The sequence below is a fragment of the Peterkaempfera griseoplana genome (assembly GCF_001418575.1).
Classification (GTDB): domain Bacteria; phylum Actinomycetota; class Actinomycetes; order Streptomycetales; family Streptomycetaceae; genus Peterkaempfera; species Peterkaempfera griseoplana.
Window position 1 is genome coordinate 1 of the sequence record NZ_LIQR01000100.1, and the last position, 11,169, is coordinate 11,169.

Annotated in this window: 11 protein-coding genes and 1 pseudogene; 4 read left to right on the forward strand and 8 right to left on the reverse strand. The window is 72.3% G+C overall.

Features of this window, described 5'->3' with window-relative positions; all coding sequences use genetic code 11:
• Positions 1 to 178 precede the first annotated feature (178 nt).
• Positions 179 to 811 (reverse strand): sulfite oxidase-like oxidoreductase, encoded by a 633-nt coding sequence (locus tag AOK09_RS08195; RefSeq protein ID WP_055586456.1) that lies wholly within the window; start codon positions 809 to 811, stop codon positions 179 to 181.
• Between the two features lie 148 nt (positions 812 to 959).
• Here AOK09_RS08195 and bfr point away from each other — a divergent pair, with 148 nt between their 5' ends.
• Positions 960 to 1,439 carry a bacterioferritin gene (gene bfr, locus AOK09_RS08200; protein ID WP_055586457.1) on the forward strand — a complete coding sequence of 160 codons (480 nt, stop codon included), beginning with the start codon at positions 960 to 962 and terminating at the stop codon, positions 1,437 to 1,439.
• A gap of 2 nt (positions 1,440 to 1,441) precedes the next feature.
• On the opposite strand, the gene AOK09_RS08205 is transcribed toward bfr, so the two are convergent.
• Complete coding sequence (locus AOK09_RS08205) at positions 1,442 to 1,660, reverse strand: (2Fe-2S)-binding protein (RefSeq protein WP_055586458.1); 219 nt, start codon at positions 1,658 to 1,660, stop codon at positions 1,442 to 1,444.
• Between the two features lie 107 nt (positions 1,661 to 1,767).
• Positions 1,768 to 3,087 carry a class II 3-deoxy-7-phosphoheptulonate synthase gene (locus AOK09_RS08210; RefSeq protein WP_407675369.1) on the reverse strand — a complete coding sequence of 440 codons (1,320 nt, stop codon included), beginning with the start codon at positions 3,085 to 3,087 and terminating at the stop codon, positions 1,768 to 1,770.
• A 268-nt stretch (positions 3,088 to 3,355) separates the two neighbouring features.
• Here AOK09_RS08210 and AOK09_RS08215 point away from each other — a divergent pair, with 268 nt between their 5' ends.
• Positions 3,356 to 5,263 carry an anthranilate synthase family protein gene (locus tag AOK09_RS08215; protein ID WP_055586460.1) on the forward strand — a complete coding sequence of 636 codons (1,908 nt, stop codon included), beginning with the start codon at positions 3,356 to 3,358 and terminating at the stop codon, positions 5,261 to 5,263.
• Positions 5,264 to 5,357: 94 nt separating this feature from the next.
• On the opposite strand, the gene AOK09_RS08220 is transcribed toward AOK09_RS08215, so the two are convergent.
• From AOK09_RS08220 to AOK09_RS08240, 5 genes are all read right to left on the reverse strand, one after another.
• Positions 5,358 to 5,900, reverse strand: coding sequence for an AAA family ATPase (locus AOK09_RS08220; RefSeq protein ID WP_055586461.1), 543 nt, complete (start codon positions 5,898 to 5,900; stop codon positions 5,358 to 5,360).
• A 38-nt stretch (positions 5,901 to 5,938) separates the two neighbouring features.
• A complete protein-coding gene (locus tag AOK09_RS08225) occupies positions 5,939 to 6,964 on the reverse strand; it encodes a 6-phosphofructokinase (protein ID WP_055586462.1) in 1,026 nt (341 codons plus the stop codon).
• A gap of 108 nt (positions 6,965 to 7,072) precedes the next feature.
• Positions 7,073 to 7,777, reverse strand: coding sequence for a response regulator (locus tag AOK09_RS08230; RefSeq protein WP_055586463.1), 705 nt, complete (start codon positions 7,775 to 7,777; stop codon positions 7,073 to 7,075).
• Entirely contained in the window at positions 7,774 to 8,979 is a 1,206-nt protein-coding gene (gene macS / locus AOK09_RS08235; protein WP_055586466.1) for a MacS family sensor histidine kinase, read from the reverse strand. Before macS ends, AOK09_RS08230 begins: the two co-directional genes overlap by 4 nt.
• Positions 8,980 to 9,049: 70 nt before the next feature.
• Entirely contained in the window at positions 9,050 to 9,886 is an 837-nt protein-coding gene (locus tag AOK09_RS08240) for a lysophospholipid acyltransferase family protein (protein ID WP_079062851.1), read from the reverse strand.
• Between the two features lie 172 nt (positions 9,887 to 10,058).
• Between AOK09_RS08240 and AOK09_RS08245 the strand changes: the two genes are divergently transcribed.
• Both AOK09_RS08245 and AOK09_RS08250 read left to right on the forward strand, forming a co-directional pair.
• A complete protein-coding gene (locus tag AOK09_RS08245; RefSeq protein WP_055586464.1) occupies positions 10,059 to 10,826 on the forward strand; it encodes an alpha/beta hydrolase in 768 nt (255 codons plus the stop codon).
• Positions 10,827 to 10,870: 44 nt separating this feature from the next.
• Positions 10,871 to 11,169, forward strand: a pseudogene (locus AOK09_RS08250) (hypothetical protein); the annotation flags it as partial.

An 11,169-nucleotide genomic window follows, 5' to 3' on the forward strand; every position in this document is an offset into this window, starting at 1 on the left:
GGCGGCCATGGCCGCCAGAGCATATTCACGGAATGGCTGCCAACCACTTCCGACCACCAGTAGACGTCGATTCCCCATGTCGATCTCTCCGCTCGTGGCAGGATGCCGCCCCCTGTGACAGGGTCAGGCTAGGCGCTGACGTTCCGTAGAGTCAACGCTGTTCAGCGGGGCCCGACATTCACATCTCCGGTCCGTCGCCCGGCCGTTCCTGGTAGGAGTAGCGCTGCTCCTGCCAGGGGTCGCCGATGTTGTGGTAGCCGCGCTCCTCCCAGAAGCCCCGGCGGTCCGCCCGCATGTACTCCACGGCCCGCACCCACTTGGGTCCCTTCCAGGCGTACAGATGCGGCACCACCAGGCGGACCGGGAATCCGTGCTCCACGGTCAGCGGTTCCCCGTTGTGGTGGGTGGCGAAAAGCGATCGCTCGTCGGCGAAGTCGGCCAGCCGCAGATTGGAGCTGAAACCGTACTCGGCCCACACCATCACATGGGTGACGTCGGGCGCCGGCGGGGCGAGTTCCAGCACCGTACGGGTGGCCACCCCGCCCCATTCGTTGCCCAGCATCGAGAAGCGGGTGACACAGTGCAGGTCACCGCGGACCGTGGTTCTCGGCAGCACCGAGAACCCCTCGTGGTCCCAGCTCTGCTTCTCCCCCGAGGCGGTGGCGCCGAAGACCTGGAACTCCCAGGTGAGCGGTTTGAACCTGGGGACCGGGCCATAGTGCAGAACCGGCCACCCGCGCTGCAGCCGCTGCCCCGGCGGCAGCCGCGGATCGGCCTCCCCCTGCCGGGCGGTCTGCTGCTGTCGTTCCATGCCTCCATGGTCTCAGAGCCCCGCCGAAGCGCCGACGGCCGCCCCTGAAACACACCAAGCCGCCCAAGTCCGTACTTACTGGAAGTTCCGCCCCACCCGGTGCCACGATTCCCCCACCGGCCACATCCACGGACAGGAGCGTGCACCCATGCAGGGCGACCCCGAGGTCATCGAGTTCCTCAACGAGCAGCTCACCGGTGAACTCACCGCGATCAACCAGTACTTCCTGCACGCCAAACTGCAGGAGAACCACGGCTGGACCAAACTCGCCAAGTACACCCGGCATGAGTCCTTCGACGAGATGAAGCACGCCGAGATCCTCACCGACCGGATCATCTTCCTGGAGGGCCTGCCCAACTACCAGCGGCTCTTCCACGTCCGGGTGGGCCAGACGGTCCGGGAGATGTTCGAGGCCGACCGCCAGGTCGAGGTGGAGGCGATCGACCGGCTGCGCCGCGGCATCGTGGTCATGCGGGCCAAGGGCGACATCACCTCGGCCAACATCTTCGAGGCGATCCTCGCCGACGAGGAGCACCACATCGACTACCTGGACACCCAGCTGGAACTGCTGGACACCCTCGGCGAGGCGCTCTATCTGGCCCAGCTGGTCGAGCAGCCGGAGAGCTAGCGCTACGCCGCGTCCGGCAGGCCCAGCCTCGCCGCCAGCCGCGCGGTGGGGCACGGCCGGGCGCCGTGGTGGCCCAGCAGCGCCTGTATCCGGCGCACGCAGGATCCGCAGTCCGTGCCCGCGCCGCAACCCCTGGCGATCTCCCGGGGCGTGGAGGCGCCGTCCTGGATCTCCTCCCGCACCCGCTGCTCGGTGACCGCATGGCAACTGCAGACGTACATCGCGCGGTCCTCCTGAGCCAAGGCTTGCCTTACTGCACTAAGCCTAACCTTAGTTCCAGGATGCGAAAAGCCCCCTCGGACGGTGTCCGAGGGGGCCTTCGTCACACTCACACGCCGCGGTACATCTCCGCGACCAGGAAGGCCAGGTCCAGCGACTGGCTGCGGTTGAGCCGCGGGTCGCAGGCCGTCTCGTAGCGCTGGTGCAGATCGTCCACCAGCACCTCGTCGCCGCCGCCCACGCACTCGGTGACATCGTCACCGGTCAGCTCCACATGGATGCCGCCCGGGTGGGTGCCCAGCGCACGGTGCACCTCGAAGAAGCCCTTGACCTCGTCCAGCACGTCGTCGAAGCGCCGGGTCTTGTGACCGGTCGCCGCCTCGAAGGTGTTGCCGTGCATGGGGTCGCAGATCCACACGACCTGCGCCCCGGACGCGGTGACCTTCTCCACCAGGGTGGGGAGCCGGTCGCGGACCTTCCCCGCACCCATCCGGGTGATGAAGGTGAGCCGTCCCGGCTGCCGCTCCGGGTCCAGCCGCTCGATCAGGGTGAGGGCCTCCTCCGGCGTGGTGGTCGGCCCCAGCTTCACCCCGATCGGGTTGCGGATCCGGGAGGCGAACTCCACATGCGCATGGTCCAGCTGCCGGGTCCGCTCACCGATCCACACCATGTGGCCGGAGACGTCGTACAGCTCGCCGGTGCGCGAGTCGGTCCTGGTCATCGCGGTCTCGTAGTCGAGCACCAGGGCCTCGTGGGAGGAGAAGAACTCCACCGTCTTGAACTCCTCCGGGTCCACCCCGCAGGCGTGCATGAAGGCCAGTGCGTTGTCGATCTCCTTGGCCAGCGACTCGTAGCGCTGCCCGGCCGGCGAGTTGCGCACGAAGTCTTGGTTCCAGGCGTGCACCTGCCGCAGGTCGGCGTATCCGCCGGTGGTGAAGGCACGCACCAGGTTGAGGGTGGCCGCGGAGGCGTTGTACATCCGCTTCAGCCGCTCCGGGTCCGGGATCCGGGACTCGGGGGTGAACTCGAAGCCGTTCACCGAGTCGCCCCGGTAGACCGGCAGCGTCACGCCGTCCCGGGTCTCGGTGGGCTTGGACCGCGGCTTGGAGTACTGCCCGGCGATCCGCCCCACCTTCACCACCGGCACCGAGGCCGCATAGGTGAGCACCACCGCCATCTGCAGCAGGGTCTTCAGCTTGTTGCGGATGTGCTCCGCCGACACGCCGTCGAAGGCCTCCGCGCAGTCGCCTCCCTGCAGCAGGAAGGCCTCACCGCGGGCCACCGCGGCCAGCCGGGTGCGCAGCTGGTCGCACTCACCGGCGAACACCAGCGGCGGATAGGAGGCGAGGTCCGCAAGAGCCTTGCGCAGCGCCTCGGGGTCCGGCCATTCAGGCTGCTGCGCCGCGGGAAGGGACTGCCAGGTGTGCAGATCATTCACGGTCACGCACCCAAGGCTACGGCCTGCCACTCGCGAACCCTTCCCTATGCCCGCAGACTGAGACACGCGGCGGACAGATTCCGCTAGAGTCGGTGCCATGAACGCGCCGTACACCCGTTCCTGGTGGTGGACCGTCCCCGAGGCGGCCCACTGATCGCGCGTCCCTGACGACACGACGGCCGCCCCCCGGGGCGGCCGTCGGCGTATCGAGGCGACCTTCCCGGACAGCGGAACCCCACCCACCCGTGGAAGGACACCCGTGACCGACGACCTGCTGGCCCGCCTCGCCGAGGCCCCGGCCTTCGCCCTCCTGCACCGCCGCACCCCCCGCCTCGCCCCCGGCACCGTCGAGGTGCTGCTCGGCGAGGTCGGCACCCATGACACCCTCGCCGACCTGCCGCTGCCCGAGGGCGCGCCCGCCTCCCGCACCCCGGTCCACGACCTGCTCGCCCTGATCCCCTACCGGCAGATCCGCGAACGGGGTTTCCAGGCCCACGACGACGGCACCCCGCTGCAGGCCCTGCGGGTCACCGAGCAGCACACCGTGCCGCTGGCGGACCTCCTCCCGGCCCTGCCGCAGCAGCCGGTGCACCTCGACGGCGGCGCCTTCGACATCGACGACGCCGCGTACGCCGGCATCGTCCGCCGGGTGATCGAGGACGAGATCGGCCGCGGCGAGGGCGCCAACTTCGTGATCCGCCGCGACTTCACCGGCACCCTGCGCGACTTCGGCCCCGGCCTGGCGCTCACCCTCTTCCGCCGGCTGCTGGAGCAGGAACGCGGCGCCTACTGGACGTTCCTGGTGCACACCGGGGAGCGGACGCTGGTCGGCGCCAGCCCCGAGGTCCACGTCCGGCAGACCGGCGGCACCGTGGTGATGAACCCCATCTCCGGCACCTACCGCTACCCCGCGGGCGGTCCCACCCTCCCCTCGCTGCTGGACTTCCTGCACGACCCCAAGGAGCTGGAGGAGCTCACCATGGTGGTCGACGAGGAGCTCAAGATGATGTGCACCGTGGGCGACCTCGGCGGCCAGGTCCTCGGCCCCCGGCTGAAGGAGATGGCCCACCTCGCCCACACCGAGTACGAGCTGCGCGGCCGCACCAGCCTGGACGTCCGCGAGGTGCTGCGCGAGACCATGTTCGCCGCCACCGTCACCGGCAGCCCCGTGGAGAACGCCACCCGGGTGATCTCCCGCTACGAGTCCGGCGGACGCGGCTACTACTCCGGCGCCCTCGCCCTGATCGGCCGTACCTCCACCGGCGGGCAGACGCTGGACTCCCCCATCTGCATCCGCACCGCCGACATCGACCCCGCCGGCCGGCTGACCGTACGGGTCGGCGCCACCCTGGTGCGCCACTCCGACCCGGACTCCGAGGTCGCCGAGACCCATGCCAAGGCCGCCGGGGTGCTCACCGCCATCGGTGCCCGCTCCGCCCCGCGCCCGGCCGGTCCCGCCGCCACCGGCCAGCTCGCCGAGGACCACCGCGTCCAGTCCGCGCTGGACGCCCGCCGCGCCGGGCTGGCGCCGTTCTGGCTGCGGATGCAGCAGCCCGTGCCGCCGACCGGCGCCCGCACCCTGGTGGTCGACTGCGAGGACACCTTCACCTCGATGCTGGCCCATCTGCTGCGCTCCCTGGGCCACCAGGTCACCGTCCGGCGCTACGACGAGCCCGGCCTGCGGGAGGCCGTCGCGGCGCACGAGGGCCCGCTGGTGCTGGGCCCCGGTCCGGGCGACCCCAGGGATCCGGCCGACCCCCGGATGCAGCTGATGCGCCGGGTGGTCGCCGACGCCCTCGCCGACCACCGCGGGGGCCTGCTGGCGGTCTGCCTCAGCCTCCAGCTGCTCGCCGCCGAGCTGGGCCTGCCGCTGCACCGCAAGCACACCCCGTACCAGGGCGCGCAGGAGGAGATCGACCTCTTCGGCGTGCGTCAGACCGTCGGCTTCTACAACACCTTCACCGCCCGCGCCGACGACGCCGACGCCGACCGCCTGGCGGCCCGGGGCATCCAGCTCTCCCGCGACCCGCTCACCCACGACGTCCACGCCCTGCGCGGACCGGGCTTCGCCGGGGTGCAGTTCCACCCCGAGTCGGTCCTCACCCGCGACGGCCACTCCATCGTGGGCGACCTGCTGCCGGCCACCGTCCGCACCGCCCGGCTGTAGCCGGCCCGCACTCCGCGCCGGGCGGTGCCCGGCGCGGGGTGCGGCGGAGCGTACGGGCGGCCCGCCCGGCGAAGGCTTAGCCGGGCCGCGGGCCCTACCCGGAGGCTCTGGAGGCCCGGGAAGCCTGGTCGTGGACGTCCAGGTCCAGCGCGAACAGCAGCTCGGCCAGGCAGTCGCTGACCCCCCGCCCCGCCGTGTCCAGCACGATCCGGTCGCGGTGCCACGGCTGGTAGTCACGGCTGCGGACCGCCTCCCAGTCGGGCAGCGGAAGGCCGGGGATGTCCACGCTCCGCGAGGCCACCCGGCGCCGGTGCTCGGCCTCGTCCGAGCAGACCACCTCGACCTCGGCGACCACCGCCCCGGCCCGCAGCCCGGCGTCCCGCCAGGCGTCGCGGGTGACCGCCAGCGGGTTGACGGACTCCGCGACCACCCAGAGCCCCTGCCGCAGATGCTCCTCGGCCAGGGCGTACCCGACGGCGTAGCCGGCCGGCCCCACCGGGTGGCGGGCCAGGCCCGACCGGACGATCGCCTGCTCCACCGTGTCGATCCGCAGGTGGACGGCCCGGGTCCGGCGGGCCAGGGCGCGACTCAGTGTCGTCTTTCCGGTTGCGGGCAGCCCGCACATGACGATGAGCATGCTCCATCATGCACAGCCGTCGGCCGCAGACCGCGGCCTCAGCCGAAGAAGACGTCGAACTCCGCGTAGAGGGACGGGTCCACGGTCTTGATCCGGGCGGTGGCGTCGGACAGCGGGGCGCGGACGATCTCGGTGCCGCGCAGCGCCACCATGGTGCCGAAGTCGCCGTCGCGCACCGCGTCGACGGCGTGCAGTCCGAAGCGGGTGGCCAGCCAGCGGTCGAAGGCGGTCGGCGTCCCGCCGCGCTGGATGTGGCCGAGCACCGTGGTACGGGCCTCCTTGCCCGTACGCGCCTGGATCTCGCCGGCCAGCCACTCGCCGACGCCGGACAGCCTCACATGGCCGAAGGCGTCCAGCGAGTCGTCCTTGGTGACCAGTTCGCCCACCGCGGGCAGGGCGCCCTCCGCCACCACGACGATCGGCGCATAGTTGATCTTGAAGCGGTTCTCCACCCAGTCGCAGACCCGGTCCAGGTCGAAGGGGTGCTCGGGGATCAGGATCACATTGGCTCCGCCGGCGATCCCGGAGTGCAGCGCGATCCATCCGGCGTGCCGGCCCATCACCTCCACCACCAGCACCCGCCGGTGCGACTCCGCGGTGGTGTGCAGCCGGTCGATGGCCTCGGTGCAGATGTTGACGGCGGTGTCGAAGCCGAAGGTGTAGTCGGTGCCGTCCAGGTCGTTGTCGATGGTCTTGGGCACGCCCACGACCCGGACGCCCTCCCTGCTCAGCTCGGCCGCCACACCCAGGGTGTCCTCGCCGCCGATCGCGATCAGCGCGTCCACCTCGTGCTTGGCCAGGTTCTCCTTGACCCGCCGCACCCCGCCGTCGACCTTCAGCGGGTTGGTGCGCGAGGAGCCGAGGATGGTGCCGCCGCGCGGCAGGATGCCCCGGACCGCGGGGACGTCCAGCTGCATGGTCTGGTTCTCCAGCGGTCCGCGCCAGCCGTCGCGGAAACCGACGAACTCGTAGTCGTGAGTCTGCACGCCCTTGCGCACGATGCCGCGGATGACCGCGTTGAGCCCGGGGCAGTCGCCCCCTCCGGTGAGCACTCCGATCCGCATGGTTCTTCCCCTCCGACCGTGTAGGTGGCACAGGAACCCGCAGAGTCGAGTGTGACCCGGATCACCCCGCAGCGGCAGAGGGCGTGCAGGGGCGCAACCGACGGGCCGTCAGTCGTCGTCCAGACCCTGCTCGATGGCGTACCGCACCAGTTCCACCCGGTTGTGCAGCTGCAGCTTGCCCAGGGTGTTCTGCACATGGTTCTGCACGGTGCGGTGGGACAGCACCAGCCGCTCGGCGATCTGACGGTACGACAGCCCCTTGGCCACCAGCCGCAGCACCTCGGTCTCCCGGGTGGTGAGCTGCGGCGGTGCGGGGGTGCGGGCGTCCGCCGGGAGGGGCTCGGCGGCCAGCCGGCGGAACTCCCCCAGCACCAGTCCGGCCAGACCGGGGGTGAAGACCGGGTCCCCGGCCGCGGTGCGGCGCACCGCGTCCAGCAGTTCCTCCCGGGCCGCCGACTTCACCAGATAGCCGGTGGCCCCGGACTTCACCGCCTGCAGCACATCGGCGTGCTCACCGCTGGCCGACAGCACCAGCACCCGCACCGTGGGGTCGTGGCCGACCACCTCCCGGCAGACCTCCACCCCGGGCAGTCCCGGCAGGTTCAGGTCCAGCACCAGCACCTGGGGGCCGGCGGCGCGGGCCCGGCGTACCGCCTCCCGGCCCTCGCCCGCCGTGGCCACCACGTCGAACCCGGCGTCGGCCAGATCCCGGGCCACCGCGTCGCGCCACATCGGGTGGTCGTCCACCACCATCACCCGGATCGGCGGGACCCCGGGGCCGGGGCCGTCCGCCGCCGTCCTCGCTGCCGTCATGACCACCCGTCCTTCCCGCCCCGCGGGCGCGGAATCCTCAGCTCGACCTCCACGCCCTGGCCGGGCACGGAGCTGATGTCGGCGCTGCCGCCGAGGTCCCGCAGCCGGCCGCGGATGGACAGCGCCACACCCAGCCGGCCCTCGCGCTCCGCGTCGCCCAGGCGCTGCGGGGAGAACCCCGGTCCGTCGTCGCGGATGCTCACGATCACCTCGTCCGGCTCGTCCTCCAGCAGGATCCAGGCACGCGCGCCGGCTCCGGCGTGCCTGCGGACATTGTCCAGCGCCGCACCGACGGCGGCGGACACCTCGGCCGCGGCCGCGGCCGCCAGCAGCACCGGGGTACCGGGCGCGGAGACCGTGACCCCGGTGCCCGCACAGCCGCCCAGCAGCGCCCGCAGGTCGACCGGGGCGTCCGGGTCGGGCCCCCGCCCGGCCGGCTCGGCGGCGTACGGGGCCGGGCCGGCCGCTGCCGGCTCCCCGGTGGGCAGGGGACGGCCGGGCGGCAGGCCCCCGGAGACCAGGTTGCGCAGCGCGGCCTCCTGCTCGCCCGCCATCCGGCCGATCACCGCGGCCTCCCCGCCCAGCTCGGCGCCGCGCCGCTGCACCATGGCCAGCACCTGCAGCACCCCGTCGTGGATGTCGCGGGCCAGCCGCTCCCGCTCCCGGGTCGCCGCCTCCATCTGCAGCGCCCGGGCGAGCACGCTCTCACTGGCGCGGGCCAGCTCGATCACCCAGCCGATGGCGCACCCGGCGACCAGCAGCAGCACGATGTTGTGGACGTTGGACGTGGTGACCGCGCCGCTCTCCACCACGTCCGCGGCGCCGACCACCACGGAGGCAGCCGCCGCCGCCCGCCAGCCGCCCTTGGCGGCGAACCCCAGCACGGTGCCGGCCGCCCACACCGTCGGCAGGGTGGCCTCCCCGGCCAGCACCCGGGCCGGGTCGTCGAGGACCCGGGTGAGCACGATGCCGGTCACGGCCACCACCGTGTCGGCGGACAGCAGCGGCCATCCGCAGCGCTCCGCGGAGAGGAACGACCGGGCGGTGGCCAGGGTCCAGACGGTGAGCACGCCCATGTAGAGCCACCCCGCGACGGGGTGGGCGTAGTGCTGGTAGCAGGCCAGATAGCGGATCAGGGCATAGCCGAGCGTCGCGATCCGGAACACCGCTATCGCCCGCCACAGCGGCAGTTCCACCGACATGCCGCCGCCGGGCCCGGTGCCCCGCACCGGGCTGCCTGCTGCGACCACGTTCCCCGCCCCCCTGCCGGTGTCAGCCGGCCGCTGAACCGTCCCCGGACTCCGCCGTCTCCCGGGCCTCCTGCTGCGGCTGCGGCTGCGCAGCCGGCGGTTCGGCCGCGGCCGCCGCCTCCTGCGCCCTGGCCGCGGCCTGCTCGGCCTTCTGCGCCGCCTTGCGCTCGCCGTCGGCCTTCTTCTTGTCCTCGGCGATCCGGCGCTTGGCGGCGGTGGCGTAGATGTCCACGTACTCCTGGCCGGAGAGCTTCATGATCTCGTACATGACCTCGTCGGTCACCGAACGCAGAATGAAGCGGTCGCCCTCCATTCCCTGGTAACGGGAGAAGTCCAGCGGCCTGCCGATCCGGATACCGGGGCGGATGCCGAAGTTGGGGATCACCTGGCCGGGCGGCTGCACCTTCTCGGTGTCGATCATCGCCACCGGGATCACCGGGGCGCCGGTGGCCAGCGCCACCCGCGCCAGCCCGCCGACCTTGCCGCGGTAGAGCTTGCCGTCGGGCGAGCGGGTGCCCTCGGGGTAGACGCCGAAGAGCTCGCCGCGCTCGATCACCGCGATACCGCTGCGGATGGCCGCCTCACCGGCGCCGCGGCTGCCGGAGCGGTCCACCGGGAGCTGGCCGACGCCCTTGAAGAAGGCCGCGGTGAGCTTGCCCTTGAGGCCGGGGGTGGTGAAGTACTCCGCCTTGGCGATGAAGGTGACCCGGCGCTTCATCAGCGCGGGCAGGAAGAAGGAGTCGGAGAAGGACAGATGGTTGCTGGCGATGATGGCGGGACCCTCGTCGGGAATGTTCTCCAGCCCCTCCAGCCACGGGCGGAAGAAGATCCGCAGCAGTGGGGAGACGATCATCTTCATGAACCGGTAGAACAACGCCTGACCTCCTGAGTCCCGGACCGATAGAACCTTAATGCCGATCCGGGCAAAGTCTCTCCCCCGGAGCCCCCGGTCCGGCGGTGTCCCCCCGGGCGCTGTACGGTTCCGCACCTTCGTGGGACGATGCGGGCCCTGCCGCGCAAAGGAGCCCTCCATGCCGCTGCTGCCCGGTGCCGAACCGTTTCACCACAAGGGCGGACCAGTGGGCGTCCTGCTGTGCCACGGGTTCACCGGGTCACCGCAGTCACTGCGCCCCTGGGCCGACCGTCTCGCGGCGGACGGTCTCACCGTCTCACTGCCGCTGCTCCCAGGCCATGGCACTCGCTGGCAGGAGCTGCAGGTCACCCGGTGGGAGGACTGGTACGCGGAGGTGGACCGCGCGCTGCGGGCCCTCGGCGCCGACTGCGAACAGGTCTTCGTCTGCGGCCTCTCCATGGGCGGCGCGCTGGCCCTGCGCCTGGCCGCCCGGCACGGCGCCGCCGTCTCCGGCCTGGTCCTGGTCAACCCCTCCGTCCGCTCCGACAGCCCGGCGACCGCACTGCTGCCGGTCCTGCGGCACCTGGTCCCCAGCATCCCCGGAGTGGGGGGTGACATCGCCCACCCGGACCGCACGGAGGTCGCCTACGACCGGACGCCGCTGCACGCCGCCTGGTCGCTGGCCCGGCTCTGGCGCACGGTGCAGCAGGAGCTGCCGCAGGTCACCCAGCCGCTGCTGCTCTTCCGCAGCCCCGGCGACCACATCGTCTCCCCTGCCAACGCACGACTGCTGCTCGGACGCATATCCTCCACTCAGGTGGAGGAGCGGCTGTGCGAGCGCTCCTTCCATGTGGCCACGCTGGACCACGATGCCGAGGCGATCTTCGACGGCAGTCTCGAGTTCATCCGCCGTCTGGCACCGGCCGCCGAGGCCGACCCGGTCTGACCGGGCCGACGGCGCAACCGACACGAGGGGCTTGGGGACCACCGGTGCAGGAGAGCGACAAGACGGGCGAGGGCGCGGACCTGCCGGACGAGGGCGCGCAGCAGGGCGGCACGCCCGACGACGGAGCCGAGCGCCCCGCCGAGCGCCCCGCCGAGCGCCCGGCCGAGCGCCCGGCCGGGCCGCGGCCGCCCGCCGGCAGCCAGGCCGAGCAGGACGCCATCTTCAGGGAGCTGGTCGCGTCCTTCGACGCCCCGGTGGACCTCAGGACCTGGCCCGACTCCGAGGACCTCGACCCGCCCGGCGGAGCCCGGCGTGGCGGCCCCGGCGGGGTGGGCGACCTCAA

Excerpts from the sequence above, each read along its gene's own strand:
- AOK09_RS08245 (WP_055586464.1), top strand. The coding sequence starts at position 10,059 with ATGCCGCTGCTGCCCGGTGCCGAACCGTTTCACCACAAGGGCGGACCA.
- AOK09_RS08195 (WP_055586456.1), bottom strand. The coding sequence starts at position 811 with ATGGAACGACAGCAGCAGACCGCCCGGCAGGGGGAGGCCGATCCGCGG.
- macS (WP_055586466.1), bottom strand. The coding sequence starts at position 8,979 with ATGTCGGTGGAACTGCCGCTGTGGCGGGCGATAGCGGTGTTCCGGATC.
- AOK09_RS08230 (WP_055586463.1), bottom strand. The coding sequence starts at position 7,777 with ATGACGGCAGCGAGGACGGCGGCGGACGGCCCCGGCCCCGGGGTCCCG.
- AOK09_RS08240 (WP_079062851.1), bottom strand. The coding sequence starts at position 9,886 with ATGAAGATGATCGTCTCCCCACTGCTGCGGATCTTCTTCCGCCCGTGG.
- AOK09_RS08220 (WP_055586461.1), bottom strand. The coding sequence starts at position 5,900 with ATGCTCATCGTCATGTGCGGGCTGCCCGCAACCGGAAAGACGACACTG.
- AOK09_RS08225 (WP_055586462.1), bottom strand. The coding sequence starts at position 6,964 with ATGCGGATCGGAGTGCTCACCGGAGGGGGCGACTGCCCCGGGCTCAAC.
- bfr (WP_055586457.1), top strand. The coding sequence starts at position 960 with ATGCAGGGCGACCCCGAGGTCATCGAGTTCCTCAACGAGCAGCTCACC.
- AOK09_RS08205 (WP_055586458.1), bottom strand. The coding sequence starts at position 1,660 with ATGTACGTCTGCAGTTGCCATGCGGTCACCGAGCAGCGGGTGCGGGAG.